Annotated in this window: 24 protein-coding genes; 15 read left to right on the forward strand and 9 right to left on the reverse strand. The window is 72.3% G+C overall.

Going from position 1 to position 26,196, the window contains the following annotated elements:
• The first annotated feature begins 274 nt into the window (after positions 1-274).
• From dusB to amaB, 4 genes are all read left to right on the forward strand, one after another.
• Positions 275-1,492 (forward strand): tRNA dihydrouridine synthase DusB, encoded by a 1,218-nt coding sequence (gene dusB, locus ACYVK5_RS19630; RefSeq protein ID WP_460707660.1) that lies wholly within the window; start codon positions 275-277, stop codon positions 1,490-1,492.
• Between the two features lie 81 nt (positions 1,493-1,573).
• The gene (locus tag ACYVK5_RS19635) at positions 1,574-2,965 is read left to right on the forward strand and encodes an NAD(P)/FAD-dependent oxidoreductase (RefSeq protein WP_460707661.1); all 1,392 of its coding nucleotides are present in this window, start codon (positions 1,574-1,576) and stop codon (positions 2,963-2,965) included.
• Between the two features lie 36 nt (positions 2,966-3,001).
• Positions 3,002-4,531, forward strand: coding sequence for a 2-oxoadipate dioxygenase/decarboxylase (gene hglS, locus ACYVK5_RS19640; protein WP_460707662.1), 1,530 nt, complete (start codon positions 3,002-3,004; stop codon positions 4,529-4,531).
• Positions 4,528-6,081 (forward strand): L-piperidine-6-carboxylate dehydrogenase, encoded by a 1,554-nt coding sequence (amaB, locus tag ACYVK5_RS19645; RefSeq protein WP_460707663.1) that lies wholly within the window; start codon positions 4,528-4,530, stop codon positions 6,079-6,081. The genes hglS and amaB overlap by 4 nt, the downstream gene beginning before the upstream one ends.
• Before the next feature lie 193 nt (positions 6,082-6,274).
• Here amaB and ACYVK5_RS19650 read toward each other — a convergent pair whose 3' ends face one another.
• On the reverse strand, positions 6,275-6,439 hold the full coding sequence (locus tag ACYVK5_RS19650; RefSeq protein WP_460707664.1) for a hypothetical protein: 165 nt from the start codon (positions 6,437-6,439) through the stop codon (positions 6,275-6,277).
• Between the two features lie 326 nt (positions 6,440-6,765).
• On the opposite strand from ACYVK5_RS19650, the gene ACYVK5_RS19655 reads away from it, so the two are divergent.
• Entirely contained in the window at positions 6,766-7,218 is a 453-nt protein-coding gene (locus tag ACYVK5_RS19655; protein WP_460707665.1) for a helix-turn-helix domain-containing protein, read from the forward strand.
• Positions 7,215-7,586, forward strand: a complete 372-nt coding sequence (locus ACYVK5_RS19660; protein ID WP_460707666.1) for a HepT-like ribonuclease domain-containing protein — start codon at positions 7,215-7,217, stop codon at positions 7,584-7,586. The genes ACYVK5_RS19655 and ACYVK5_RS19660 overlap by 4 nt, the downstream gene beginning before the upstream one ends.
• Positions 7,587-7,758: 172 nt before the next feature.
• On the opposite strand, the gene ACYVK5_RS19665 is transcribed toward ACYVK5_RS19660, so the two are convergent.
• From ACYVK5_RS19665 to ACYVK5_RS19680, 4 genes are all read right to left on the reverse strand, one after another.
• Positions 7,759-8,340 (reverse strand): hypothetical protein, encoded by a 582-nt coding sequence (locus ACYVK5_RS19665; RefSeq protein ID WP_460707667.1) that lies wholly within the window; start codon positions 8,338-8,340, stop codon positions 7,759-7,761.
• Positions 8,341-8,479: 139 nt separating this feature from the next.
• On the reverse strand, positions 8,480-9,613 hold the full coding sequence (locus tag ACYVK5_RS19670) for a zinc-binding dehydrogenase (RefSeq protein ID WP_460707668.1): 1,134 nt from the start codon (positions 9,611-9,613) through the stop codon (positions 8,480-8,482).
• A gap of 55 nt (positions 9,614-9,668) precedes the next feature.
• Positions 9,669-10,037 carry a MerR family transcriptional regulator gene (locus tag ACYVK5_RS19675; RefSeq protein ID WP_460707669.1) on the reverse strand — a complete coding sequence of 123 codons (369 nt, stop codon included), beginning with the start codon at positions 10,035-10,037 and terminating at the stop codon, positions 9,669-9,671.
• A gap of 131 nt (positions 10,038-10,168) precedes the next feature.
• Entirely contained in the window at positions 10,169-11,575 is a 1,407-nt protein-coding gene (locus tag ACYVK5_RS19680) for a glycine--tRNA ligase (protein WP_460707670.1), read from the reverse strand.
• A gap of 146 nt (positions 11,576-11,721) precedes the next feature.
• Between ACYVK5_RS19680 and ACYVK5_RS19685 the strand changes: the two genes are divergently transcribed.
• Genes ACYVK5_RS19685 through ACYVK5_RS19700 form a run of 4 tightly spaced genes read left to right on the forward strand, consistent with a single transcriptional unit; the run spans position 11,722 to position 14,865 of the window.
• Positions 11,722-12,756, forward strand: a complete 1,035-nt coding sequence (locus ACYVK5_RS19685; protein ID WP_460707671.1) for a metal ABC transporter substrate-binding protein — start codon at positions 11,722-11,724, stop codon at positions 12,754-12,756.
• Positions 12,753-13,550, forward strand: a complete 798-nt coding sequence (locus ACYVK5_RS19690) for a metal ABC transporter ATP-binding protein (RefSeq protein ID WP_460707672.1) — start codon at positions 12,753-12,755, stop codon at positions 13,548-13,550. Before ACYVK5_RS19685 ends, ACYVK5_RS19690 begins: the two co-directional genes overlap by 4 nt.
• Positions 13,551-13,573: 23 nt before the next feature.
• Entirely contained in the window at positions 13,574-14,485 is a 912-nt protein-coding gene (locus ACYVK5_RS19695; protein ID WP_460707782.1) for a metal ABC transporter permease, read from the forward strand.
• A gap of 5 nt (positions 14,486-14,490) precedes the next feature.
• The gene (locus ACYVK5_RS19700) at positions 14,491-14,865 is read left to right on the forward strand and encodes a Fur family transcriptional regulator (protein WP_460707783.1); all 375 of its coding nucleotides are present in this window, start codon (positions 14,491-14,493) and stop codon (positions 14,863-14,865) included.
• Positions 14,866-14,925: 60 nt separating this feature from the next.
• Here ACYVK5_RS19700 and ACYVK5_RS19705 read toward each other — a convergent pair whose 3' ends face one another.
• A complete protein-coding gene (locus ACYVK5_RS19705; RefSeq protein WP_460707673.1) occupies positions 14,926-15,606 on the reverse strand; it encodes a DUF4386 domain-containing protein in 681 nt (226 codons plus the stop codon).
• Between the two features lie 114 nt (positions 15,607-15,720).
• Here ACYVK5_RS19705 and ACYVK5_RS19710 point away from each other — a divergent pair, with 114 nt between their 5' ends.
• The 5 genes from ACYVK5_RS19710 to ACYVK5_RS19730 all read left to right on the forward strand — a co-directional run bounded on the left by ACYVK5_RS19710 (position 15,721) and on the right by ACYVK5_RS19730 (position 22,962).
• Positions 15,721-18,606, forward strand: coding sequence for a BTAD domain-containing putative transcriptional regulator (locus ACYVK5_RS19710; protein ID WP_460707674.1), 2,886 nt, complete (start codon positions 15,721-15,723; stop codon positions 18,604-18,606).
• A gap of 113 nt (positions 18,607-18,719) precedes the next feature.
• Positions 18,720-19,772: a FecCD family ABC transporter permease gene (locus ACYVK5_RS19715; RefSeq protein WP_460707675.1), complete on the forward strand. Its 1,053-nt coding sequence runs from the start codon at positions 18,720-18,722 to the stop codon at positions 19,770-19,772.
• A gap of 2 nt (positions 19,773-19,774) precedes the next feature.
• Complete coding sequence (locus tag ACYVK5_RS19720) at positions 19,775-20,866, forward strand: FecCD family ABC transporter permease (RefSeq protein ID WP_460707676.1); 1,092 nt, start codon at positions 19,775-19,777, stop codon at positions 20,864-20,866.
• The gene (locus ACYVK5_RS19725) at positions 20,866-21,792 is read left to right on the forward strand and encodes an ABC transporter ATP-binding protein (protein WP_460707677.1); all 927 of its coding nucleotides are present in this window, start codon (positions 20,866-20,868) and stop codon (positions 21,790-21,792) included. Before ACYVK5_RS19720 ends, ACYVK5_RS19725 begins: the two co-directional genes overlap by 1 nt.
• Before the next feature lie 126 nt (positions 21,793-21,918).
• Positions 21,919-22,962 (forward strand): iron-siderophore ABC transporter substrate-binding protein, encoded by a 1,044-nt coding sequence (locus ACYVK5_RS19730; RefSeq protein ID WP_460707678.1) that lies wholly within the window; start codon positions 21,919-21,921, stop codon positions 22,960-22,962.
• Positions 22,963-23,174: 212 nt separating this feature from the next.
• Here the strand turns inward: ACYVK5_RS19730 and ACYVK5_RS19735 are convergent, their stop codons facing one another.
• From ACYVK5_RS19735 to ACYVK5_RS19745, 3 genes are read right to left on the reverse strand one after another with little or no spacing between them, the layout of a single operon-like run.
• The gene (locus tag ACYVK5_RS19735; RefSeq protein WP_460707679.1) at positions 23,175-23,810 is read right to left on the reverse strand and encodes a hypothetical protein; all 636 of its coding nucleotides are present in this window, start codon (positions 23,808-23,810) and stop codon (positions 23,175-23,177) included.
• Between the two features lie 31 nt (positions 23,811-23,841).
• Positions 23,842-24,567, reverse strand: a complete 726-nt coding sequence (locus ACYVK5_RS19740) for a cytochrome d ubiquinol oxidase subunit II (protein WP_460707680.1) — start codon at positions 24,565-24,567, stop codon at positions 23,842-23,844.
• Positions 24,564-26,120, reverse strand: a complete 1,557-nt coding sequence (locus tag ACYVK5_RS19745) for a cytochrome ubiquinol oxidase subunit I (RefSeq protein ID WP_460707681.1) — start codon at positions 26,118-26,120, stop codon at positions 24,564-24,566. Before ACYVK5_RS19745 ends, ACYVK5_RS19740 begins: the two co-directional genes overlap by 4 nt.
• Positions 26,121-26,196 lie beyond the last annotated feature (76 nt).

Here is a 26,196-nt window from a genome sequence, read left to right on the forward strand (position 1 = left end):
CAGCAACTCTGCTGCAAGATTTTCCGAACGTCGTTGCAAGACGATACAGAGGTCCCGACGGAAAGGAAAGCGGCACCGGACGACGGCCGACCGGCGCCGACCACGCCATTCGAGCGCGACCACGCCATTTCGCCTGGTGGGAGCGCAACCATGAGTCAAAATGGCGTGGTCGCACAATGGCGTGGTCGCGCAACGGCGTGGTCGCGGGCGGGAGCATCGGGTCCCGGGTGACCGTGACGTAGCCGACGTCGAACCGGCGCGCGGGTTTGGGACAATGGGGCGCGTGACTTCCCTTCTCGACCGTGCCGACACGCCCGCGCCGGCCCCCGTCCTGCCTCCGTTGCGGATCGGGCCGATCACCGTGGCGACCCCGGTGGTGCTCGCGCCCATGGCGGGCGTCACGAACCGCGCGTTCCGCACGCTGTGCCGCGAGGCCGGGCGGAGCACGGGGTTCGACCCGGGCCTGTACGTCGCGGAGATGGTCACCTCCCGCGCGCTCGTGGAGCGCAACGAGGCCGCGCTGCGGATCGTCACGTTCGGCGCCGACGAGTCACCCCGGTCCGCCCAGGTGTACGGCGTCGACCCGGCCACGGTCGGCGCCGCGGTCCGGATCATCGCCGCCGAGGACCGCGCCGACCACGTCGACCTCAACTTCGGCTGCCCCGTGCCCAAGGTGACCCGCAAGGGCGGTGGCGCAGCCCTGCCGTGGAAGCGTCAGCTCTTCACCGACATCGTGCGCGAGGCCGTCGGCGCCGCCGAGCCGTACGGCATCCCGGTCACGGTCAAGATGCGCAAGGGCATCGACGACGACCACCTCACCTACCTCGAGGCCGGGCGCATCGCCGAGGGCCTCGGCGTCACCGCCGTCGCCCTGCACGCCCGCACGGCCGCGCAGCACTACTCCGGCGTCGCCGACTGGGAGGCGATCACCCGCCTCAAAGAGACCGTCCGCACCGTGCCGGTGCTCGGCAACGGCGACATCTGGTCCGCGGAGGACGCGATCGACATGGTCCGCCGCACGGGGGCCGACGGCGTGGTTGTCGGGCGCGGCTGCCAGGGCCGCCCCTGGCTCTTCGCCGACCTGGCCGCCGCCTTCAACGGCTCGGACACCCGCGTGCGGCCGGGCCTGCGCGAGGTGGCCGACGTCGTGCACCGGCACGGCGAGCTGATGGTCGACTACTACGACGGCGACGAGCACCGCGGCGTGCGCGACCTGCGCAAGCACATGGCCTGGTACCTCAAGGGCTACGCCGTGGGCGGCGAGGCCCGGCACGCGCTCGCCCGCGTCTCCTCGCTGGCGGAGCTGCGCGAGCTGCTCGACGCCCTGGACCTGTCGGTCGGCTACCCGGGCGCCGATGCGGAGGGACAGCGCGGCCGCGCCGGCACGCCGAAGACCCCGCACCTGCCCTACGGCTGGCTGGACTCCCGCGACCTGGACGCGGAGTTCGAGGCCAAACTCCGCGAGGCGGAACTCAGCGTCAGCGGCGGCTGATCCAGGCTCACACCCGCCGCATTTCCGCCGCCCCGCGGTGTGATCTGCCGGACCGATGCCCCGCTGGCACAATCTGTGCGCATGCCGATCCCCGCCGTCCGACGGAGCAGGCAGGGCGCTCTGCCGAGGACGGTCGACGTCGTCGTCGCCGGTGGTGGCGCCATCGGGGCCGCCGTCGCGTACCAGCTGGCCGACGCCGGCGCGAGCGTGCTGCTCGCCGAGGCGTTCACCCTGCCCGACGGCGCCGGGCCGACTCACTTCTCCGCCACGGCACGCCGGGCCGCGCCGCCCGTGCCGCTCGCGGGGCCCGGCACCGGAGGGCAGCTCCCGCCCGCCGCGACCGGGAGCGGCGACGGCGGGACCGGCAGCCCGGACGGTCGCGGCGCCCGGGCCGGCGTCGCCGGTCACGACGCCGCGGCAGGGTCCCCTCCCCCGTCCGCCCGGCTGGCGCTCGAGGCGCTCACCCGCCGCAGCGCGGAGCTGTACGCGGACCTCCCAGCCCGCCCCGGGTCCGGCGTCGGGCACGGTGCGTCGACTCGCGCGAGCCTGCACCTGCTGCCCGACGACGACCTCGTGGCCGCGTACACGGAGGCCGTCGCAGGACAGGCCGCGCGCGGCCTGGACAGCATGATGATCCGCGCGCAGGACGCCGCGGTGCTCAATCCGTACGTCGCCGCCTGGCAGTACGCGGGCGCCGCCCTCATCGCCGCCGAGCGGTGGCACACCCCGGGAGCCGCCGCGGCCGATCTGCTCGCCGCCGCGTCGGACCGGGGAGCGATACTGCGCGAGCACTGCATGGTCAATGGGATCGAACGGGCCGGTGGCGCGGTGGCGGCGGCCTGGACGGAGCACGGGAAGGTGCGCACCGGCGCGGTCGTGCTGTGCGTCGGCGCGCACTCCGCGCGGCTCGCGGCCTCGGACCTGGGCTCCGGGCTCGCGGTGATCCCGGGCCCGCCGGCCGGCTCGACGATCCCGGTCCCGTCCTCCGGAGCCGCCGCGGACCGAGGCCCCCTCCACCTCCCGCTCGCCGCCCGACGGCGCGCACTGGGCTTCACCCTGCCGCTCGTCCCGCGGCCGGGTCAGGTCCCGGTGACCATCGACGTCGGCTCCACGTTCTGGTTCGCGAACGCCGAGCCGGACCGCGTGATGCTCGGCGTCGAGCGGCCCGGCCGGCCCCTGGAGGCGGGGCACGAGCCGCGGCTCGTGCCCGTGCTGCGGCGGGCGGCGGCGCTGTGCGCGCCCGCCCTCGGTGAGGCGCCGCTCGCCCCGGGGTGGCTGGGCACGCGGACCGAGACCCCGGACGGGCTGCCGCTGCTGGGCTCCCACGGTTCCGGGCTGCTGTACGCGACCGGGTTCGACGGCGCGGCGGCGCGCGTCGCGCCCGCGGTCGGCGAGGTCATGCGCGACTTCCTGGAACAGCAGGAACCGGACATCGACGTAACCCCCCTCGGCGTGGAAAGATTCTGGCGATAGCACCATGTGCCACAAGCCGTGAGGGAAGGATGGGGCATGTCTCAGGAGAAATTCCTTGAGCCCTGGCAGTTGCGGGCGGCATTCGCCCGATCGCTGTCGGACATGTACGGGAAGGAGGTGCCCGCCTACACCACGCTCCTGGAGGTCAGCCACGAGGTCAACGCCGACGTCATCGCCACACACGGTGCCGACGCCGAGAGGCTCGGCTCGATCGACCGCGTCACCGCCGAGCGGCACGGCGCGATCCGCGTCGGGACGCCCACCGAGATCGCGCAGGTGGCGCGGGTCTTCGGCGCGATGGGGATGCACCCGGTCGGCTTCTACGACCTGCGCGACGCCTCGTCGTCGTCCGTCCCGGTGATCTCGACCGCGTTCCGGCCGATCGAACGCGACGAGCTGGCCCGCAACCCGTTCCGCGTCTTCACCTCGATGCTGGTGCCGGGCGACCGGCGGTTCTTCACCGGCGACCAGGAGCGCCGCCTCGAGGAGTTCCTCGGCGCGCGCGTGCTCTTCGGGCCCGAGCTCCTGCGGCTCGCCGACCGCGCCGAGGCCGAGGGCGGACTGCCGGCCGACGCCGCCGCCGAGTTCCTGCGCCTCGCGACCGAGGCGTTCGAGCTCTCCCGCGAGCCCGTGGACCAGGCCTGGTACCGCGAGCTGGAGGCCGTGTCCGCCGTCGCCGCCGACATCGGCGGGGTCGCATCCACGCACATCAACCACCTCACCCCGCGCGTGCTGGACATCGACGACCTGTACGCCCGCATGACCGCCCGCGGCATCACGATGATCCCCGCGATCCAGGGCCCGCCCCGCTGGGAGGGACCGGACGTGCTGCTGCGCCAGACGTCGTTCCGCGCGCTCGCGGAGCCGCGCGCCTTCCGCACGCTCGCCGGCGAGGTCGTCGAGGACTCGCTGCGCGTGCGGTTCGGCGAGGTGGAGGCGCGCGGGATCGCGCTCACCCGCACCGGGCGCGCCGCGTACGACGCCGCCGTCGCCGAGATCGACGAGCGTGCGGGCGGAGCCGACGAGGCCGAGCGCCAGAGGATCGGCCGCGGGGTCTGGCAGCGGACCTTCCCGGTCACCGAGTCGGCCCTCGCCGACCAGGAGCTCGGGTACTTCACCTACGAGCTGATGCCCGACGACGACGGCGGGCTCGACGGCGGGCTCGGAGACGACGGCAGACCCGGCGTCGACGGCACCGCGAACCCCGATGACGCCGCAGACTCCGGAGGCGCCGCGAACCCTGGTGGCGCCGTCGACCACGGCGCACTCGCCGGGACCCGGGCACCCCGTGTCATCCGCACGCCCGTCGTCTACGAGGACTTCCTGCCGCGCTCCGCCGCCGGGATCTTCCAGTCCAACCTCACCGAGGAGGGCGCCATGGACGCCGGCCAGGCCGGTGCCGAGCGCGACGACGACTGGATGGCCGGTGCCCTGGGCCGCGACCTGCTCGACCCGTTCGAGCTCTATGCTCGACAGGTCGACCGGTCGCGCCATTCGGCCGCCGCGGCACTCGGCGTCGACCCTGAAACCCTGACCACTTCCACCACCCCCGGAGGACAACCATGACCGCCACCACCCCGGCGCAGTCCGTCTCGCCCCTCAGCGCCGAGCTTCGCGACGCGGCCCTCGCCGCGCTCGAACGCCTCGGCGCGAGCGTCCCCGAAGCCGGCGAGGACACGGGCGTCCCAGTGCGTTCGCCCCTGTCCGGCGAGCGGATCGTCACGGTGCGCCGCGACGGCGCCGAGGAGACCCGCGCCGCCGTCGGCCAGGCCGCCGACGCCTTCACGACCTGGCGTTCCGTGCCCGCCCCCGCGCGCGGGCACGTCATCAAGCGGTTCGGCGAGCTCCTCGCCGAACACAAGGCCGATCTCGCCGAGCTCGTGACGATCGAGGCGGGCAAGATCACCAGCGAGGCCCTGGGCGAGGTCCAGGAGATGATCGACATCTGCGACTACGCGCTCGGGCTGTCGCGGTCGATCAGCGGGCGCACCGTGCCGTCGGAGCGTCCCGGCCACCGCCTGATGGAGACGTGGCACCCGCTCGGCGTCGTCGGCGTGATCAGCGCGTTCAACTTCCCGGTCGCCGTGTGGTCGTGGAACACCGCGATCGCGCTCGTCTGCGGCGACACCGTGGTGTGGAAGCCGAGCGAGAAGACGCTGCTGTCGGCGATCGGGTCGGCGGCCCTGCTGGACCGGGCGCTCGTCGAGGCCGGCTACCCGTCCGAGGTGTCGCGCCTGGTGCTCGGCGAGCTCGAGGCCGGCGAGGCACTGGTCGCGGACAAGCGGGTCGCACTGCTGTCCGCCACGGGGTCGGAGCGGATGGGCGCCGCCGTGGCGCCGGTGGTCGCCGGGCGCATGGGCCGCTACCTGCTGGAGCTCGGCGGGAACAACGCCGCCGTCGTGACGCCGTCGGCGGACCTGGACCTGACCACGCGCGGCGTCGTCTTCTCGGCGGCGGGCACGGCGGGCCAGCGCTGCACGACGCTGCGCCGCCTGATCGTGCACTCGTCGGTCGTGGACGACGTCGTCGCCCGGCTGGTCCGCGCGTACGAGGGCCTGCCGATCGGGGACCCGCGCGCCGACGGCACCCTGGTGGGGCCGCTGATCGACGCCGGTTCCGCGGAGCGCATGGCCGAGGCGCTGGCGGAGGCGAGGGCCGACGGCGGCGAGGTGCTCGTCGGCGGCGGTGAGGTGACGGTCGACGGCGCTTCCGGGGCCACCTACATGACGCCGGCGATCGTGCGGATGCCCGCCCAGACCGCCGTCGTCCGGCGTGAGACGTTCGCCCCCGTGCTGTACGTGATGACGTACGACACCCTGGACGAGGCGATCGCCCTGCACAACGACGTCCCGCAGGGCCTGTCCAGCTCGATCTTCACGCTGGACGCGCGCGAGGCGGAGCGCTTCCTCTCGGAAGCCGGGTCGGACTGCGGCATCGCGAACGTGAACATCGGCACGTCCGGCGCGGAGATCGGCGGGGCGTTCGGCGGCGAGAAGTCCACCGGCGGCGGGCGCGAGTCCGGCTCGGACGCGTGGAAGCAGTACATGCGCCGCGCGACGAACACGATCAACTACTCGGAAGAACTGCCGCTGGCCCAGGGCGTCAACTTCGGCTGAGCCTGTCGGACGGTCGGCTGATCGGTCGGCCGGCTGGTCGGCCGCCCGGCTGGTCACCCGAGCCGCAGGCTGAGTCACATGCCTGCTGCCGAACCGCAGGGTGAATCGTTCAAATTGGCGATTCGAACGATTCACCCTGCGGTTCGGCAGCGGAGGCGTGACTCAGCCTGCGGTTCGGCAGCGGCCTAGGTGGTCAGCGGGTCGGGTCCGGGGCCAACTCCGCCGTGACCAGCGGCAGCAGCCGGTCGTCGAAGCCGAACATCGCCTGGTTCTCCCAGGCGTTGCCCGACGCCGGGTCCGCCGGGTCCCAGCCGACGCCGTCAGCCCGGAAGCACTGCGCTGGTTCCTCGCCGAGCACTACCTCCTCGGCGGGGGTCGGCGAGGGGGACGCCTCCGCCCACGTCCTGCGCTACGACTTCGACGCCTGAGAACAAGGGGCACGCCAACCAGGCCATGAATCGCCGGACCACGCTCGGCAGCACGGGTCACAGCACGTTCGGAATCCCGGGTGCGGTCCCGAGGACTGCCGCCTCGACCGGCCGCGGCCCCGCGTACCTTGAGGCCGATCTGCCAGAGCATCTTTGTGGCACTTCTGTGGCACTTTCGCTGCACATCTCCCGCGGGCACCTGACCGACCGATCGACGCCGAGGCCAGTGATAACGCGCCGAGTTGTCATCTACCTCATGGCCTACTCGAGTCGCGTTCGACGACGTCGCCAGATCCTCGGGCTTTCCCAGCGGGAGCTGGAGCGTCGCTCTGGTGTGCGCCAGCCGCTGATCGCGGCGATCGAGACCGGTGCGAGGACGCCGTCCCCTGCCACACGCGAAGCGCTTGACGCCGCGCTGGACATGAGGCCCTCGACCGCGCTCGGCGCGCTGCATGACGAGGTGGTGGCCCGGTTCGCGGCCGTAGGTCTCCCCGCACCGGTCGTGTTCGGTTCCGTGGCGCGCCGGGAGGACGACGCGCGATCCGACATCGATCTCATGGTCGCCTTCACCGACGACTACGACGTCGTCGACCTGCTCGCGCTGGAGGAGGACCTCGCTGAGCTCCTCACGTTCCCCGTCGATGTGATCGATGCACGGGCCGACAGCCGCGTGACGGAGCAGGCGCGCCGCGAGGCGGTGCCGCTGTGACCGACGGCCTCACACCCTCCGACAGGTTGCGCATCGAACGCCGCCTGGAAGATCTGTCGGCGTTCGGTGCCGACGCTGCCTATACCGTCGCGCAAGGAATCGACGCCTACCTCGACGCCTCACCTGCGGGCCGGGTGCTCCGCAACAACGGTCGGCACATCGTGATCCAGGTCGCCACCGTCGTGGAGAAGCTTCCTGACGCGTACAAGGACGCCCACGACGGCGTCGACTGGGTCGGCATCTCTCGCATGCGCAATCTCACCGCGCACCACTACGACCGGGTGGACGACCGCCTGGTCCTCACTGCCCTGGCCTCACGCATCCCTGAGCTCCTCGACCACCTCGGACTCGGCGACGCGCACGCGTAGGGACATCAGGATGCGGCCGACGACATAGAAGATCGGCTGGTCCACCAGCCGCGGCGGCCACGCTCGCCACCCCGACGCCTCGACCAGCGCCAGTTCCTCCGGCCCGGTCGGCCGCCACACGTCACCGTCTGCGCACTCATGGGCCCATCCTGACGGCCCGACAACGCACCAGTCACGGGCAATAGTCGACGGTGACCGCTACGAACTCGTCGTCCGTGAAGGTCGTCGAGGTCTCCTCGTCATTGGCGTCCGCACCGCGCGTCAAGATCTCACCGGCTTGAAGGGAAGAGATGTCGGACGACGTGAACAGGGCGAAACCCGTGGCCTCCTCCCCTCCTCCTTGCGCCCAGTACTTCTGGCCATCGCGCAGGCTGGTCTCCACCTCGGCATCGAGAGGCACCGTCGTTGGGCTCCCAATTGCCTCGCCCGGCGTCCAATGGAACAAGACATCTCGTTCCACAGTCGGAGGGGATTCCCAGTCCCACGGATCACCGGTCGGCACAACGTACTCCTCCAGCGTGACCTCCCGGATCGGATACCCCGGGCAAGGAACGACCCGGAGCGCGAGCTCGCCGTCGTCGGTGCGCGTCAGACCGACCGAACCAATGAGCACGGGGCTGCAACCAGCGAGGGCCAGCACCGAGACAAGCGCCACGAGCAGAGAACCCGCTCTGCGCCACACACTGCCAAGTCGTCGCCGATCCAACTCACGGTCGTCGTTGACCGCCGTTGTCAGGCCACTCCCTGTGGACATGCCTGCACCCTATCGACGCAAATCGGACACCACAATGGCGCGGGCAGCGCCACCCGAGTTTTCCCACTGCCCGCCGCGACGGCAGAGTGCGGACCACGAAGATCCAGTCGGACCGACAGCCGGCCCTCACGGACGCTGCTCAGCGCCAGGGATCGAGGGCCTGCTTGCCGCTGGTGCCGCCTGCTTCGAGCTGCAGCAGCACTGCCCGGCCCTCGGCCAGGGGATGAATCTGAGGGGTACCGGGCGGGTAGACGCCGTCGGCGATGAGCGCCTCGATCTCGGCGAGCAACGATCGATAGGTTGCCGGGACCGCAGCCGCCAGCGCGCCGATATGCAGCCCCTGGACCTGGACCTGGTGGGCGAAGATCAGGTCGTGCGTGCTGAGGTGGGCGTCACCGGACGCGGCGCCGAACACGATCACGCGGCCGGTGAAGGGCTTCGTGACCGACAAGCTGACGTCGAACGTGGCCCGTCCCACCGACTCCAGGACCAGGTCGACGCCGCCGGTCAGGCGGAGGATCTCCGCAGCCAGATCCGGGCGAGACCGGTCCAGGACCTCCTCGGCGCCGAGTGCCCGGACGGTGTCGTGCTTGGCGGGCGCCGCCGTGGCGATCACCCGCGCGCCGTGGTGGCGGGCGAGGCGGACCGCGGCCTGCCCCACACCTCCCGCCGCCGCGTGCACGAGCACCACGTCACCCGCCGTGATCTCGCCCAGCGGCTTCAGCGCAGCCAAGGCGGTGGCCCAGTTCAGCACCAGGCCGAGAGCTTCGGCGTCGCTCCACCCGGACGGGACGGGCAGCGCCTCGGAGACCGGCATCGTCATGTACTGGGCAAAGGCGCCGGGGCCGGTGCCGACGACATGCGCCCCGAGTGGGAGCGGGGCGCGGGGATTCCCGCGGACCGGTGTCGAGCCGTCGACGTCCGGGTCGCGGAGATCCAGACCGCTGGCGTCCGGACCGTCGGTGCCCGGACTGCCGGTGTGCGGGCCGTCCGTGAGGAGCCCGTCGGCATCCGGGCCGACTCCCACGATCTCGCCCGCGGCCTCGAAGCCCGCGACGTAGGGAGTCTGCGGACCGCCTTCGTAGCTTCCCCGCGACTGCAGGACATCGGCGAAGTTGATCCCGGCCGCGCCGACGCGGACCAGGTACTCGCCGGGCCCCGGCGTGGGCCGACGCCGATCGGTCGTGAGGGCCAGATCCCGCGGCCCCCGATCCGACCGCTGGACCAGGGCCCGCATCCGTTCGGTGGAGTGCTGCTGCTCGTCGATCTCCATAGGCCGAACGTATGAGCCTGACACTTACGTCAAGGTCAAGTCACCGACGCCGGGGTCACACGCCGTCCCCGGTCCGACGAGCCTCGTGCAGGTAGGCGTCGAGCGCCGCCTGCTGATCGCGGAGGACGGCAATGCGCGCCGCGAGACGGTCGCGATGGCGCTGCACCTCGCGCAGGAACTCCGCGCTGACAGCGTCGGCGCCGACATCAGGTCCGTCAGCGACAGAAGGCAGGATCTCCCGGATCAACCGCACGGGCAGTCCCGACTCGAGCAGTGAGCGAATGACGAGCACGCGGTCGATCGTGGACCGGCAGTAGTCGCGGAACCCGTTGCCGCACCGGCCGGGCACGATCAGCCCCTCGTCCTCGTAGTGCCGCAACGACCTCGCACTCGCGCCGCTGACCCGGGAGGCTTCGCCGATCATCACCCCCGGGACAACGTCAGCGAACGGCCCGATCTTCCGAGCTACCGCAGTGATCGACGCCGGGTACGCGAAGCGCCGGGGTGATCGGCCCCTGAGGGACCGCCCTCCCCGGCGCTTGTCACCGCCTCGGATCAGACGCCCGGGAGGTGGCCCGCCAGGTAGGTGACGAGCTGGTCGATCGCGATGCGCTCCTGCTGCATGGAGTCGCGGTGGCGCACCGTGACCGCCTGGTCCTCGAGCGTGTCGAAGTCGACCGTGACGGCCAGCGGCGTGCCGATCTCGTCCTGGCGCCGGTAGCGCTTGCCGATCGCCTGGGTCACGTCGTAGTCGATGTTCCAGTACCGGCGCAGCTCGTCGGCGATCTTCTCCGCGGTGGGCAGCAGCTCCGCCGACTTGGACAGCGGCAGCACCGCGACCTTGACCGGCGCCAGACGCGGGTCGAGTCGCAGCACCGTGCGCTTGTCCACGCCACCCTTGGTGTTCGGCGCCTCGTCCTCGTCGTAGGCCTCGATGAGGAAGGCCATGAGGGACCGGGTCAGGCCCGCGGCCGGCTCGATGACGTACGGGTAGTACTTCTCGTTCGTCGCCGGGTCGCGGTACTGCAGGTCCTTGCCCGAGTGCTCCGCGTGGGTCTTCAGGTCGAAGTCCGTGCGGTTCGCGACGCCCTCGAGCTCGCCCCACTCGCTGCCCGTGAAGCCGAACCGGTACTCGATGTCGACCGTGCGCGTCGAGTAGTGGGACAGCTTGTCCTTGGGGTGCTCGTAGTGGCGCAGGTTGTCGCGCGCGATGCCCAGGTCCGTGTACCAGTCGGTGCGGTAGTCGATCCAGTACTGGTGCCAGGTCTCGTCCTCGCCGGGCGTGACGAAGAACTCCATCTCCATCTGCTCGAACTCACGGGTACGGAAGATGAAGTTCCCGGGCGTGATCTCGTTGCGGAACGACTTGCCGATCTGGCCGATGCCGAACGGCGGCTTCATCCGGGCGGACTGCGCCACGTTGGCAAAGTTCACGAAGATGCCCTGCGCCGTCTCGGGCCGCAGGTAGTGCAGGCCGGACTCGTCCTCGACCGGGCCGAGGTACGTCTTCAGCATCATGTTGAAGTCGCGCGGCTCGGTCCACTGGCCGCGCGTGCCGCAACTGGGGCAGGCGATCTCGGCGAGGCCACCCTCCGGGGCGCGGCCCTTCCGCTCCTCGAACTCCTCGACCATGTGGTCCTCGCGGAACCGCTTGTGGCAGTTCAGGCACTCCGTCAGCGGGTCGTTGAAGGCGCCGACGTGGCCGGAGGCCACCCAGACGGGGCGCGGCAGGATGACCGCCGAGTCCAGGCCCACGACGTCGCTCCGGCTGGTCACCATCGCACGCCACCACTGGCGCTTGATGTTCTCCTTGAGCTCGACGCCCAGCGGGCCGTAGTCCCACGCCGATCGCGTTCCGCCGTAGATCTCCGCCGACTGGAAGACGAAACCTCGCTTCTTGGCGAGCGAGACGACGGCGTCGAGCTTGGCGGTCTGCGCGGAGCGCGATGACTTGTCGGACACGGGGGTATCTCTCCAGTGGAATTGGTCGCCGCAGAGCGGTGGGAATGACGGGCTCCAGCCTACCCGTCGCGGGCCGCAGACCCTCTGGGTAATCCACAGAGGAGGAAGTTTGACATCCGTTCTCACAAAGCGTGAGAATCGTTCTCATGACTCGCCGACTTCTCGCCGTGCCCGCCGCCCTGGCGGCGACGTCCCTCCTCGTCGCCGGATGCTCTGCCGACGGCGCCTCCGGGGCTTACGGGGCTTCCGGGTCCGACGGCGTGACCGTGCTCGCCTCCTTCTACCCGCTTCAGTACGCCGCACAGCAGGTCGGGGGCGATCTCGTGACGGTGGAGAACCTCACCCCGCCGGCGGCCGAGCCGCACGACCTCGAGCTCGCGCCGGCCCAGGCACGCCGGATCGGCGAGGTCGACCTCGTCGTGTTCCTGTCCGGCTTGCAGGCCGCCGTCGACGACGGCGTCGAGACGCGGGCGCCTGAGCACGTCGTCGACGCGGCCGCGTTCGCCGACCTGAGCTCCGCCGACGAGGACGAGGACGAGCACGCGGGTGAGGACGAGCACGCGGACGAAGAAGCTCACGAGGGCGAGGGCGAAGGCGAAGACGACCACGCCGACGAGGACGAGCACGCCGACGACGACGGCCACGGCCACGGCGCGACCGACCCGCACTTCTGGCTCGACCCCAGCCGCATGGCCGCGCTCGGCCAGGCCGTGGCGGACGAGCTCTCGGTGATCGACCCCGAGAACGCGGACGACTACGCCGCCGGAGCCCTGCAGCTCGGCCGGCAGATGGAAGAGCTCGACCAGGAGTTCGCCGACGGCCTCGCCACCTGCGAGGGCGCGACGCTCGTCGCCAGCCACGCCGCCTTCGGCTACCTGGCCGAGCGCTACTCGCTCCACCAGGCCGCCCTCGCCTCCTTCGACCCGGAGACGGAGCCGTCGCCTGCTCGCCTGCGCGAGATCGGCGACATCGCGCGCGAGACCGGCGTGACCACCATCTACACCGAGACCCTGGTGAGCCCGAAGGTCGCCGAGACCCTCGCCGGCGACCTCGGCCTGGAGACCGCCACCCTCGACCCGCTGGAGGGGCTGAGCGAGGAGGCCACCGCCGCGGGCGACGACTACGTGAGCATCATGCGCGAGAACCTGGCCGCCCTCGAGGAAGGGCTGGTGTGCGAGTGAGCGAACCCGCCATCGAGGTCGAGGGCCTGCACGTGCATGCCGGCGCCAGCCACATCCTGCGCGGCATCGACCTGACCGTGCCCTCGGGCGAGGCGGTCGCGCTGCTCGGCGCCAACGGCTCGGGTAAGTCGACCCTGGTCAGGGCGCTCGTCGGCACGGCCACGCCGTCGCGGGGCACGGTCCGCCTGCTGGGCGCCACCCTCGGGACCGACCGCGTGGCGTGGGAGCGGGTCGGCTACGTTCCCCAGCGGGTGGGTGCCCGCACGGGCGTGCCGTCCACGGCCGCCGAGGTGGTCGCGTCGGGCCTGCTCAGCGGGCGTCGCTGGTGGCTGCCGCGCGGCTGGCGCGCCCGCGTGCGCGAGGCGCTGGACCAGGTGGGCCTCGCCGACCGGGCCGAGTCCGCCATGCACCTGCTCTCCGGCGGGCAGCAGCAGCGCGTGCTCATCGCGCGCTCCCTGGTGCGCGACCCCGGCCTGCTCATCCTCGACGAGCCGGTCGCCGGCGTCGACCGGCCCAGCCAGGAGGCGTTCGCCGCGAGCGTGCGGCGCCTCGTCGAACGTGGCGTCACCGTTCTCGTCGTCCTGCACGAGCTCGGCGAGCTCGCCGGGATCGTGACCCGCGCCGTCGTGCTCCGGCACGGCGTCGTCGTGCACGACGGCGCCCCGCCGCGCCCCCGCCCCGACCACGACGCGGTGAGCCACCGCCACGTGCACCCGCACGACGACGAGGACCGCCGCGCCGCGCCGCTCACCCAGAACCCGGTCAACGGAAGCCCCGAGGAAGTGGTGTCGTGAACCTGTTCACCGAACTCGGCTGGATGCTGACAGACCCGTTCATGCAGCGGGCGCTCCTGGCCGCGCTCCTCGTCGGTCTCAGCGCGCCCGTCGTCGGGACCTACCTGGTGCAGCGCCGACTGTCCCTGCTGGGCGACGGCATCGGGCACATCGCCCTCACCGGCGTCGCCCTCGGCTGGCTCATCGGGGCTGCCCTCGGGATCGCCCCCGACGCGCTCGCCGTGCCCGGGGCGGTGGTCGCCGCCGTCGGCGGCGCCCTCGCGATCGAGCTGGTACGACGGCGGGGACGCACCTCCGGGGATCTCGCGCTCGCCATCATGTTCTACGGCGGTATCGCGGGCGGCGTGCTCCTGATCGGCATCGCCGGCGGTTCGAACGGGAACCTCATGCAGTACCTGTTCGGCTCCATCTCGACCGTGTCCGGCACCGACCTCGTGCTCACCGTCGTGCTGTCCGCGCTGATCCTCGTCGTGGGGATCGGGCTGCGCGCCGCGCTGTTCTCCGTGAGCCACGACGAGGACTTCGCCGTCGCCTCCGGGCTGCCGGTGTGGCTGCTCAACGCGATGGTCGCCGTGGTGTCGGCGCTGACCGTGACGGTGGCGATGCGGGTGGTGGGCCTGCTGCTGGTCAGCGCCCTGATGATCGTGCCGGTCGCGGTGGCGCAGCAGCTCACGCACTCGTTCGCGCGGACCATGGGCGTGGCGAGCGTCGTCGGCGTCGTCGTCTGCGTGACGGGCCTGACTATCACCTACTTCCAGGACGTGTCACCCGGGGCGACAATCGTGGTGCTGGCCATCGCGGTTTACGCTGTAGCTGCCGCCGTGCGTCCGCTCGTCGCGCGGCGGGGGCCCGTCGAGGACCCGCACCCGGACCTGCCCGACGACGTCGAGCTGCCGGGCGAACGAGCGCGAACCGACCAGGAGGTGTGTACGTGACTCGCATGACCCGGCAGCGGGCCGCCGTCGCCGAGGCGCTCGACCAGCAGGACGAGTTCCGCTCCGCGCAGCAGCTGCACGAAGTGCTGCGCGCCCAGGGCGACTCGGTCGGCCTCGCCACGGTGTACCGAACGCTGCAGACGTTCGCCGACGCCCACGAGGTCGACCAGCTGCGCAACGCCGACGGCGAGGTCCTGTACCGGCGCTGCGAGCGCGTGGAGCACCACCATCACCTGGTGTGCCGTTCCTGCCGCCGCACCGTCGAGATCGACGGCCCCACGGTCGAGGCGTGGGCCGCCAAGGTCGGCGCCGCGCACGACTTCACGGACATCGACCACACGATCGAACTCTGGGGGACGTGCAAGGACTGCCGCGCCTGACGCCCTGACGCCGCCGCGGGCAGCAGCGCGGCGGCGGCGAGGCGCTTCCCGGCGGGAGCCTCACAGAGGGTTCGGAACCTCCCCCGGAGTCGTCCGTGCGGGGCGGACGCCCTTGAGCAACAACCAGAACCCGGCGCCGATCTCGAAGACGAACATCGGCAGCCACAGGAGCATCGAGGCACCTTCTGCCGTGGTCACGCCGGCAGCGGTCTCCATCGGTATCGCCACTACCAGAATGAGCGACGCCACCAGACCGGTCACGGAGAGGAACATCGGGATCGCTCGCGCCCGCAGCAGCAGATAGGCGAACACGGCACTGCTGACGGCGAAGAACGTCGCGCCGATGTTGACGCCCCACGACACCGCGTCGGCGGCGAGGACGGCAAGGGCCAGTTCGGTGGCGCCCGGCGAGCCGCTGAGAGAGAGCAGCGCCAGTGCGCCGACGATCTGCACGACGTACGGCCCGGCTTCCGCCACGCGGCACACGAGCGCCAGCATCGCCAGGTTCTCGTCCTGCCGCCGGGTCACGGCGTACAGCGTCACCCCCAGGGCGAGCGAGGCGACCGCCGCCACGAGCAGCGCGACGATGCTCGCCCGATAGGGAAGCGTGCGCTCGGAGATGGCACGCAGGGCCTCGCCGGCGTCGCCGGTCTCGCCCTGCAGGGCGGAGGCGACGAGCACGGAGACCATGACGAACAGGAACAGGGCGCCCGCGAGGCGGGCTGCGATACGGGATGACACGGTGTGCCCTTCCATGGAGAGGATCAGTGCTGCCGACCCTCTCCCCGACCGCCTGTGCCGCCGTTGTCGTCCGGTTGCGGAAATGTTGAGCGGCCACCGTGAGAGCATGGGCGCGTGAAGCCCCCCGCAGGTGAGACGTCCGGGGTGACGATCAGGCTGCTGGGGGGCGTCGAAGCGGTTTCCGCCGCCGGGGAACGGTTCGATGTCGGTCCCCCGAAGTGCCAGGTACTGCTGGCGGCACTGGCGTTGTCGGCGGGCACGGCCGTACCCGTGTGGCGGCTGGTCGAGGCCGTCTGGGGCGACCGCCCGCCGCGGACCGCCGAGCGGACGTTGCAGTCCTACATCACCCGCCTGCGCGGCAGCCTCGGCCCGGACGTCGTCGTCCGGTCGGGCTCGGCGTACCGTCTCGACCTGCCACGGGATTCCGTCGACGTGCTGCGGTTCCGGCGCGCGGCCGACGCCGGTCGTCTCGCCGAAGCGCTCGGGGAGTGGACGGGGCATCCGCTTTCCGGGGTGGAGGCCCCCGGGCTCGCGGCCGAGGTGGACGGCCTGATCGAGCGGTGGCTCCGCGCGGTCGAGGCACAGCTGACCGCCGACATCGACACGGAGCCGGGAGCCACCATCGCCTGGCTGACCGAGCTCACGGCCAGGTATCCCTTCCGGGAGGAACTGAGCGCGCTCCAGATCACGGCGCTATACCGCATCGGCAGGCAGGCGGACGCGCTGGCCGCCTACCGGGCGGTGCGGCGGCGCATGGTCGACGAACTCGGCGTCGAGCCCACGAGGCGCCTGCGGGAGCTCGAGAAGTTCGTCCTGAGCCAGGACCGGCGGCTCGAAGGAAGCCGGCAGGCACCACGAGGCGGCAACCTTCCGGTGCGGACGCCTCGGCTCGTCGGACGGGAGGGCGACCTGAGCGCCGTCGAGGACGCATTGCGTACCTGTCCCGTGGTCACACTGGTCGGCCCGGGCGGCGTCGGCAAAACGGCCCTTGCCCTGGCGGCGGCACAGCAGGTGAGCGCCGGGAACGACGCCTGGCTCGTCGACCTGACGGAGATCAGCGCCGACCGCGATGTCGCACGGGCGGTCGCAGCAGAACTGGGGGTCAAGGAAGGCCCCGGGCGGTCGCTCGACGAGTCCGTCGTCGTGGCGCTGCGCCCCAGCCGGGCCGTCGTCGTGCTGGACAACTGCGACCACGTCGTCCACGGCGCCGCAGAGCTGTCGCAGGCGATGGCGAGCGGCTGCCCCGAGGTGCGGATCCTGGCCACGTCACGCGAAGCGCTCGGGCTCGGCCCCGACGAGCGGTTGTTTCCCGTCCCGCCGCTGCCGCCCGACGGCGCGGGCGCGGACCTCTTCGAGGAGCGCGCCACCGCGCTGTCCCCGGGATTCGATCCCCGGTCGAACCGGGCTGTGGTCGAGAAGATCTGCCGGCGCCTCGACGGCCTGCCCCTGGCGATCGAGCTCGCCGCCGCGCGGACCACGAGCCTCACCCCGGACGAACTGCTCGGCCGCCTCGACGACCAGCTCCGGCTGCTCGTCGGCGGGCGGCGCACCGGTGCCGGCCGGCACAGGACGATGAGAGCCACCGTCGACTGGTCCTACGATCTGCTCGATCCGTCCGAGCAGGCGGTGTTCCAGCGGCTCTCGGTGTTCGCCGGCGCGTTCGGTCAGGACGGCGCGGAGGCGGCGTCGGCCGGCACAGAGATCGACGTGGACGCGGCACTTCACGCCCTCGTGGTCCGCTCCATGGTGGTGGCCGAACCGAGTCCGTTCGGACAGCGATACCGGATGCTGGAGCCGATCCGCCAGTTCGCGGCGGAGCGACTGGACGCGAGCGGGACGGCCGAGATCGCACGGTCCGCGCTCCCCTCGTTCCTGCGGCAGCGGATCGCGCACATCCACGGCCTGCTGGCCGGCGCCGCCGAGTCCGAGGGCATCGCCCGCCTCGACGCCCTGTGGCCGGATCTGCGCGCCACGGTGGACCGCGCGTGCCTCACGAACGACCACCAGCTGGTCTTCGATCTCGTCCGGCCCATCGCCTCGGAAGGAACGTTCCGGAACCGGCAGGAGATCGGCCACTGGGCGGAGCGGCTCCTCGCGATGATTCCTCCCGCCGACGCGGCGTCGATCGTCGTCGCGCTGGCCGCCGCGGCGCCGAGGTACCACCTGAGGCAGGATCCCGCCGGGTTCGACCGCCTCGTGGAGCGGTACGGCGATCGCGGGCATCCGGTGGTCCGGCACCTGCGTGCCCACGTCCACGACGACTTCGCGGCACAGATCGCGTCGGCACCGGATGCCGCGGCGTGCCTGCGGCACCTCGGGGCGTCCGACCTGGCGGAGCTGATCGAGGTCGATCTGGGTGCGGCCCTGGTCTTCCAGGGCTCCTACGTGCGGGGCGACACCGTGCTCGGGAGTCTCGTCGAGCGCTTCCGGACCCAGGGCCCGCCCACCCTGCTGAACTGGAGCCTGATGCTGCTCGGCTTCTCGGCGGCGTTCCAGGGTGCACGAGAACGTGCGGAGCGACTGTTCGACGAGGGGATCGACCTGCTGATCCCCGACCGCACGCACTCCCCGAACCGGACGGTGCGGGCGGGCGTGCTCTTCCGCCGTGGCGACCGCGCCGACGGCGTGCGACTGCTCCGGTCCTACGTCGACGAGTTGCTGGACACCGACAACATGCAGGGAAGCTGCGTCGCGGCGGTCGAGTTCGTGGGCATGATGACGGCCGCGGACCGGCTGCCGGACTGCGCCCGGATCCTCGGCTTCCTCGATACGACCGGCTTCCTCGACAACAGCGGATGGGCCACCATGGTCGCCGGTCCGCGTGAGGTGCTGGACCGCGCCGACGACGTCGTCCAGGCCGACGGCGCCGTCCGGGCGGACCGCGCCGACCCGATCACCGACCACCGCCGAGCGCTCGACCACATGCGCGCCACGCTCAGCGAACTCCTCGAGGTCGAGACCGCGAACGACGAGCGCAGGAACGACGCCCCACATCCGTAGGGGCCATCCGTCAAGGCGCCGTCGCCCTTGCCGTCGTCACACCCGCCCGCCGTCGCACTCGCAGTCCGAGACGCCCCACCCGACCACCCCTCATACTGTGTCAGACTTAGGCAATGCTTACCTCACCCACGGCGGCCCTGGCCCGTGAGGTGACCCGCACCCCCGATCGAGCACGCCGCAGGGCCATGGTCCTGCTCGGCCTGGTCGCCGCCCTCGGCGCGACCGTGCTGGCGAGCCTCGCCCTCGGGGTGCGCGACATCGATCCCGCGGCCGTGTGGGACGCCCTGACCGGCTGGGCCTCCGGCGCGCCGCTGCCGGACGACCAGGACCACCGCGTCGTCGTCGAGCAGCGCCTGCCGCGCACGGTCGTCGGTATCGCCGCCGGCGCGGCGCTCGCCCTCGCCGGGACGCTTGTGCAGGGTGTCACGCGCAACCCCATCGCGGATCCCGGGCTCCTGGGCCTGAACGCCGGGGCCAGCCTGGCGATCGTGCTGTCCAGCGTCGTCCTCGGCGTCTCCTCGCCGCTGGGCTTCATCTGGTTCGCGTTCGCGGGTGCCGCCGCGGCCGCCCTGCTCGTCTTCTCGATCGGCGCCGGCCGGCCGGTCCGGCTCGCCCTCGTGGGCGCCACCGTGACCGCGCTGCTCACGCCGCTGATCACGATCGTGCTGATCCAGAGCTCGACGGCGTTCAACCTCTACCGGTTCTGGGTGGTCGGATCGCTCGCCGGAGTGCGCTCCGCGGCGCTGGCCGACCTGTGGCTGTTCCTCGTCGTCGGCGCCGTCCTGGCCGCGGCCATGGCGAACCGCATGAACATGCTCGCCCTGGGCGACGACGTCGCCACCGCCCTGGGCCAGCGGGTCGGCACCACCCGGGTGATCTCCGGGGTAGCGATCGTCATGCTCTCGGGCACGGCGACCGCCCTGGTCGGCCCGATCGCGCTGATCGGGCTCGCCGTCCCGCACGCCGCACGGCGCCTGGTCGGCACGGACTACCGCTGGATCACGGCCGTCGCCATCGTCCTCGGCCCCGTCGTGCTGCTGGTCGCCGACGTCATCGGACGCGTCATCATGCCCCACTCCGAGCTGGAGGCGGGCGTCGTCGCCGCCGCGATCGGCGCGCCCGTGCTCATCGCCGTCGCCCGCAGCCGATCCGTGGCGGGGGTGTGACGATGGCCGTCTCCCCCGCGAACACCGCGCCCGCCGCGCCGGACGCCCCCGCCGAGGACGTGGCCGCCGGCATCCGCCATGCTCTCGGGCGACTGCGGACGGCACGACGGCGCCGGCTCGGGATCGTCGTCGGCTCCTGCATCGCGGCGCTGACCGTGCTCGGGACGCTCGGCCTCATGCTCGGCGACTCCACGATCGCCCCCGGGACCGCCCTGCTCGCAGCGTTCGGCGCGGGCGACGGCGGCGACCTGTTCATCGTCCAGCGGCTGCGTCTGCCGCGCGTGGTCGCGGCGATCCTCGTCGGCGCGATGTTCGGGCTGGCCGGCGCGATGTTCCAGTCGACGCTGCGCAACCCGCTCGCCTCCCCCGACATCCTCGGCATCGCCGCCGGCGCGAGCCTCGGCGCGGTGAGCGGGCTGCTGACGTTCGGCCTCGCCGGGATCGCGGTGGCGGCGTCGGCGTTCGGCGGCGGGCTGGCCGTCGCCCTGGCGATCTGGTTCTTCGCCTGGCGCCGCGGCCTGCACTCGATCCGGTTCGTGCTGGTCGGCGTCGGGTTCGCGTACCTGTGCCAGTCGTTCATGACGTGGCTGCTCGCCAGGGCGGAGGAACGCGAGGCGGCCTCCGCCCTGCTGTGGACCGTGGGGTCCGTGGCCGACGTCCGCGGCGACGACCTCGGCATCCTCGCCGGCGGCGCCCTCGTGCTCATGCTCGGTGTGGCGGCCGTCGCCCGGACGCAGAGCCCGCTCGCGCTCGGCGACGACAACGCCCGCGCCCTCGGCGTGCACGTGGACGCGGCGCGGGTGGGCACGCTGCTGCTCGCCGTCGGGCTCGTGGCGCTGGCCACGTCGTTCGCCGGGCCGGTCGCGTTCGTGGCGCTCGTCGCCCCGGCGATCGCCCGGCGCGTGCTGTCCGACGGCAGCCCCGCGCTGGTTGCCTCGACCGCGATCGGCGCCCTGCTGGTCCTGGCGGCCGACCTCATCGGCAACCACCAGGTCTTCGGCGTGGCCGCCCCCGTCGGGATCGTGACCGGCCTCGTCGGTGCCCCGTACCTGCTGTGGCTGCTGGCCACGAACGAGAGAAAGGAGCGCCGGTGATGGCGCGCTCCGAACCCGCCGAACTCCGCACCGAGGACGCCGCGGCCCCCGCCGCCGTCGTCGGCCCGACCGCTGCCGACCCTACGGTCGGCGCCAGGCCGGCCGCCGCCGTCGGCCCGACGATCAGTGCCAGTCCCACGCTCCGCGCCGAGGGCGTGGTGCTCGGCTACGACGGCCGCACCGTCATCGACGGGCTCGACCTGAGCCTCCCCGCCGGGAGGATCACCGCGATCGTGGGCCCCAACGCGTGCGGCAAGTCCACGCTCCTGCGCGGCATGGCGCGGCTGCACCCGCTGTCCGGCGGGAAGGTCCTGCTCGGCGGCCGCGACGTCTCGGCGATGTCGCGGCGCGAGCTCGCGCGCGAGGTGGGCATGCTGCCCCAGTCGTCCATCGCGCCCGACGGCGTCCGCGTCGCCGAGCTGGTCGCGCGCGGCCGGTACCCGCACCAGGGCTGGTTCGGGCGGCACTCGTCCGACGACGACGCCGTGGTCGCCTCCGCGCTCGCCGCGACGGGCGTGGCGGACCTGGCCGACCGCCCGGTCCAGGACCTGTCCGGCGGCCAGCGCCAGCGCGTGTGGATCGCGATGGTCCTGGCCCAGCAGACCGGCATCGTGCTGCTCGACGAGCCGACGACGTTCCTCGACGTCCGCCACCAGCTCGACCTGCTGGATCTGCTGACGTCCCTGAACCAGGAGCGCGGCACGACGGTGGCCATGGTGCTGCACGAGCTGAACCTCGCCGCCCGCTACGCCGACCACTTGGTGGTGATGAACTCCGGGCGGATCGTCGCGGAGGGCGATCCCGGCGAGGTCCTGACCAGCGACGTCGTCCATGGCGCGTTCGACCTGGAGTCCGACGTCGTCCCGGATCCGGTCTCCGGCACCCCGATGGTGGTCCCCCGCGGCCGCTTCCACACCGCGCGCTGATGCGATGGACGCCACACCCCGCAGCGAATTTCGTGATGCGGACGTGACGTAATGGTTCGACTGATGAGGTTAGGCTCGCCTCACATGAGCCTGACGTCGTCGGGCCCCGGAAATCAAGGAGGACCCGTGCGAGTTCGCCGCACCCTCACCGCCGCGACCGGCCTGCTGGCCGCGTCCGCCCTCGCCCTGGCCGGCTGCGCTTCGCCGGCCTCCGAGGACGACGACGCCACGCCGGCGGCGGAGGACACCGCCGACCAGTTCCCGATCACGATCGAGCACGCCCTCGGCACCACGACGATCGAGGAGGCGCCCACGCGCGTCGCCACGTGGGGCTGGGGCTCCACCGAGGCCGCGATCGCCTCCGGCGTGTTCCCGGTCGCGGTCGCCGAGCAGGTCTGGACCGTCGGCGAGGACGCGCTGCTCCCGTGGGTCGAGACCGCGTACGAGGAGGCGGGCGAGGAACTGCCCGTCATCCTCGACGACTCGGCCGCCGGCGAGGAGGTGCCGTACGAGCAGTTCGCCGAGGCCGCCCCGGACCTGATCGTCGCCACCTACTCCGGCATCACCGAGGAGCAGTACGAGCTGCTCGAGGAGATCGCCCCGGTCGTCGCCTACCCGGACGCGCCGTGGACCACCCCCTGGGACGACACCGTCACGCTGACCGCCGAGGCCCTCGGCCGCAGCGAGGCCGGCGAGCAGGTGCTCACCGAGTTCGAGGACTACGCGGCCGGCATCGCGACCGAGCACCCCGAGTTCGAGGGCAACACGGTCGCGGCGATCGTCGACGACCCGCAGAACGGCCAGATCTTCGTCTACACCTCGGCCGACCCCCGCGCCGGGTTCCTCGAGAAGCTCGGCTTCTCGACGGCCCCCGCCGTGGACGAGCTCGACCCGTCCGGCGGCGAGGACTTCTTCTACACCCTCTCCTACGAGGAGCTCGACAAGCTCGAGTCCGACGTCGTCGTGGCCTACTCGTACACCGAGGAGCAGGCCGAGGCCCTGCCGGACAGCAAGGAGCTCAGCGCCCTGCCCGCGCTCCAGGACGGAATGGTGGCCCAGGTGGTCGGGACGGTCAACGTGTCGTCCGTGTCGCCGCCCACCGCCCTGTCCTACGACTGGCCGGAGGGCGTCCCGGCCCTGGCCGACGACCTGGGCGAACTCCTGGGCTGAACCAGGCCGGACCGGGCTGACCCCCGGGGCGAGCTGACGAACCGGCCGAGGGCCGCCGATCAGGCACTGCGCCTGGCCGGCGGCCTTTCGGCATCGCTCGACGCGCCGCCGCGACCCAGGTCGCCGTCGTCCCCCTCGCTCTCCTGGGTCCGTGAGCGTGCGTCAGTGGCCCGCGCTCGGCCGCTCTCGCGCTCCGGGAGGGACGGCGCTCCTCAGCGCTCGACGAAGCGCGTGCCGTCCGCCGTGAGTTCCGGTTCCCAGACCACCCGGTGGATGACCCACCGTTCCAGGACGGCGCGTACGGCCATCGCCACCGCTCCCCACACCGCGAACAGCAGGAGCGCCGTGATCCAGTTGCCCCCGAACGTGCCGAACCCGATCACCGCCAGCAGCGGAAGCGCCAGGCCCACCCCGACCAGCACCGGGAAGATGTGCACCCCGACCCACTGCAGCGCGGACAGCGGCTCGAACCGCCGCTCCGCGATGACGCCGCGGTAGTCGAGGACCTGCACCACGTGGTCGCCGCGCCACTTGGGCACGTGCCGCGCCACGGTCCATTGCGCGTCGCGCGCCTCGAGGTGCTCGATCTGCGCGGGCAGCCAGATCCCGAGCATCTGGTGCACCTCGGCCGGGGTCATGTACCCGCGGTCGAGGATGGTGACCGAGTGCCACGGCGGCTGCTTCATGTAGGCGGGGCCGGGGATCGCGAGCGAGACCAGGAAGAGCACCGACCCGCCCACGCCGAGCAGCCAGGTCAGGGCATCGGGGACCCAGGTGATGAGCAGGAAGGTCACGCTGACGGCGCCGGCGCCCAGGAGCGCACAGAGGATGCGGTTCTTGGTGGTCATGGTGCTTCGATCCTACCGAAATCGGGCACGATTAGAAGAACATCACGTCACGCGGGCCGAGCGGGCGGATCATGAGCCGCCACGCGAACCACTGGGCGATCCCCAGCACCGGCAGCAGCGCGATCACCACCCCGCCGAGCGCCGCGGAGGGACCATTCCCCACGGTGCCCGCCATGAGTTGCGGCCACGCCACGACCGCCGTCACCAGCACGGGCGCCGCCACCACGGCCGACGTCGTCCACAACCCGAGCCGGGACGGCTCGCCCAGACGACGCGCCACGAGAGCTCTCCCGTGCAGTCGCGTGGCGACGACGTTCCAGACCGCGAGCACGACGGCGGCGATCACGCTGCCCCAGGCTGCGCCGAGCAACGCGCCCCAGGCGGCCGCGAGCAGCGTCGACGCTCCCGCGAGCAGCCGGTCCCACACAGTGCGCCAGGCGCGGCCCGGGCGGCGGGACCGCAGCCAGAGCGCGGCGTCGCGCAGCGCCCACGACGCGATCAGCGCGATCGCGCTCGCGTACCCCGCGCGCAGGAGTTCCGCCTCGGCGTGCGGGAACGCGCCGAGCAGCACGCCCGCCCCCGCGACGAGCCACACCTCACCGGGCAGCAGCAACGGGCCGACGGCGGCCAGCCGCACCCGGCGTGCGGCGCCGCCCCGGGCTCCGAGGTTGGTCGCGCCGGCGCCCTGGACGGCGCCGTCGAGCACGGACCAGCCCGTGAGCAGGACGATCAGGAGGATTCCCCAGGCGGCGGTCATCGGGCACCTTCCGGTGTGGTCGGATCGATCGGGACGGGGCGCACGTCCGGCCCGAAGGCCGGGGCAGGCTCGGCCGACGGGCCGACGCCGGAGGCCGGGGCGGGCTCGGTCGACGGGACGGCGCCGGAGGCCGGAGCAACGCCAGTGGACGGAGCGACGCCGGCGGGCGGAGCGGCGCCGGCGGGCGGGACGACGCCGGCCGACGGGACGGCGCCGGCGGGTGGGACGACACCGGTGGGCGGGTCCGCGAAGCGGAGCAGGTCGGCGTCGGTGGCCCCGTCCGACTCGGCCCCGAGCACCTCGTCCGGCGGGGCTCCCAGCACGAGGCGGTCCGCGCCGCGGGCGGCGAGCTTCGCGAGGACGGACCAGTCGACGACCGCGAGCGTGACCATGAGCCCGACCAGCACGAGCAGCGAGGCGAGCACCGCCCCGGCGGGCTGGTCGCTCACGACCTCGTCGGTGCGCAGGACGCCCGCGACCACCCACGGCTGCCTGCTCAGCTCCCGGGTGAGCCAGCCGGAGATCGCCGTGACGAACGGCACCGGCAACAGGGCGATCAGCACGCCGTAGAGCGCGGCCCGGAACCCCCGCCGCAAGCGGAAGATCCCGTTGCCGATCAGCATCAGGAGCAGCACGATGCCCACGAGGACGACAAGATTCGCGACGGTGTCCATGAGGCCGAGCCCGATCGCGGCGATGATGTCGAGCGGGCCGTCCACGTCGCCGCCCGACGGCCCCGGGTTGTCGAGGCCGGTGATGTACGTGAACTGGCTGTACCCGAAGCCCGTCGCGAGGAGGGCGCCGATCGAACCGGTGACGATGCCGCTGCGCATCGAGCGGCGCCACAGGTCCTCGTCGATGTCCGCGGGCCGGGGCCCGCCCCACGGCCCGCCCGCGCCCGAGCCGCGGCGCAGGTGCCACGCGCCGACCGCGACCAGCAGAAACCCGCCGGTCATGAGGCACGCCCCGAGCACGTGGAACGCCGACAGCAGTGCCGCCGGGTTGAGGATCAAGGCGAGCGGGTCGCTGATCGTGGCGACGCGTCCGTGGGCTGTGTCGACCAGTTCGTAGCCGACGGGGTTCCGGAGGAATCCGTTGGCGATCATCACGGTGAACGCCGAGGCGTATCCGGTGGCCACCACGCCCCAGAAGATCAGGGCGTGCACGTGGCGCGGGATCACGTGCCAGCCGAACACCCACAGCCCGAGCAACGTGGACTCCAGGAAGAACGCGCCCAGAGTCTCGATGGCGAGCGGCGCCCCGAAGACCTCTCCGGCGACGTCGAGCAGCCCGGGGAAGTGGAGCCCGAACTGCAGCTCCAGCACGATCCCGGCCGCGATGCCGAGCGCATAGTTCACCAGGTACAGCTGACCCCAGAACCGGGTGGCGCGTTCGAGCACGGGGGCCTGCCACTGGCCGCGGCGCTCGGCCCGGGCCCAGCGGCTGCCGAAGAGGGCGACGACCGGGCCGAGCCCGAGCGTCACCAGCACGAAGAGGAAGTGGACGGCCGCCAGGAGCGCGAACTCCAGGCGGGCGAGATCTGCGGCGTTCACGGCGGCAAGCGTAGCCACGCTACATATTGAAACGAAGAGAATTGGCGAGATCTCAGGGCAGGTTCAGGGTTCCCCC

The organism is Myceligenerans halotolerans (genome assembly GCF_054782975.1).

Excerpts from the sequence above, each read along its gene's own strand:
- dusB (WP_460707660.1), top strand. The coding sequence starts at position 275 with ATGGGGCGCGTGACTTCCCTTCTCGACCGTGCCGACACGCCCGCGCCG.
- ACYVK5_RS19635 (WP_460707661.1), top strand. The coding sequence starts at position 1,574 with ATGCCGATCCCCGCCGTCCGACGGAGCAGGCAGGGCGCTCTGCCGAGG.
- hglS (WP_460707662.1), top strand. The coding sequence starts at position 3,002 with ATGTCTCAGGAGAAATTCCTTGAGCCCTGGCAGTTGCGGGCGGCATTC.
- amaB (WP_460707663.1), top strand. The coding sequence starts at position 4,528 with ATGACCGCCACCACCCCGGCGCAGTCCGTCTCGCCCCTCAGCGCCGAG.
- ACYVK5_RS19655 (WP_460707665.1), top strand. The coding sequence starts at position 6,766 with ATGGCCTACTCGAGTCGCGTTCGACGACGTCGCCAGATCCTCGGGCTT.
- ACYVK5_RS19665 (WP_460707667.1), bottom strand. The coding sequence starts at position 8,340 with ATGTCCACAGGGAGTGGCCTGACAACGGCGGTCAACGACGACCGTGAG.
- ACYVK5_RS19670 (WP_460707668.1), bottom strand. The coding sequence starts at position 9,613 with ATGGAGATCGACGAGCAGCAGCACTCCACCGAACGGATGCGGGCCCTG.
- ACYVK5_RS19675 (WP_460707669.1), bottom strand. The coding sequence starts at position 10,037 with ATGATCGGCGAAGCCTCCCGGGTCAGCGGCGCGAGTGCGAGGTCGTTG.
- ACYVK5_RS19685 (WP_460707671.1), top strand. The coding sequence starts at position 11,722 with ATGACTCGCCGACTTCTCGCCGTGCCCGCCGCCCTGGCGGCGACGTCC.
- ACYVK5_RS19695 (WP_460707782.1), top strand. The coding sequence starts at position 13,574 with ATGCTGACAGACCCGTTCATGCAGCGGGCGCTCCTGGCCGCGCTCCTC.
- ACYVK5_RS19700 (WP_460707783.1), top strand. The coding sequence starts at position 14,491 with ATGACCCGGCAGCGGGCCGCCGTCGCCGAGGCGCTCGACCAGCAGGAC.
- ACYVK5_RS19715 (WP_460707675.1), top strand. The coding sequence starts at position 18,720 with ATGCTTACCTCACCCACGGCGGCCCTGGCCCGTGAGGTGACCCGCACC.
- ACYVK5_RS19720 (WP_460707676.1), top strand. The coding sequence starts at position 19,775 with ATGGCCGTCTCCCCCGCGAACACCGCGCCCGCCGCGCCGGACGCCCCC.
- ACYVK5_RS19725 (WP_460707677.1), top strand. The coding sequence starts at position 20,866 with ATGGCGCGCTCCGAACCCGCCGAACTCCGCACCGAGGACGCCGCGGCC.
- ACYVK5_RS19735 (WP_460707679.1), bottom strand. The coding sequence starts at position 23,810 with ATGACCACCAAGAACCGCATCCTCTGTGCGCTCCTGGGCGCCGGCGCC.
- ACYVK5_RS19740 (WP_460707680.1), bottom strand. The coding sequence starts at position 24,567 with ATGACCGCCGCCTGGGGAATCCTCCTGATCGTCCTGCTCACGGGCTGG.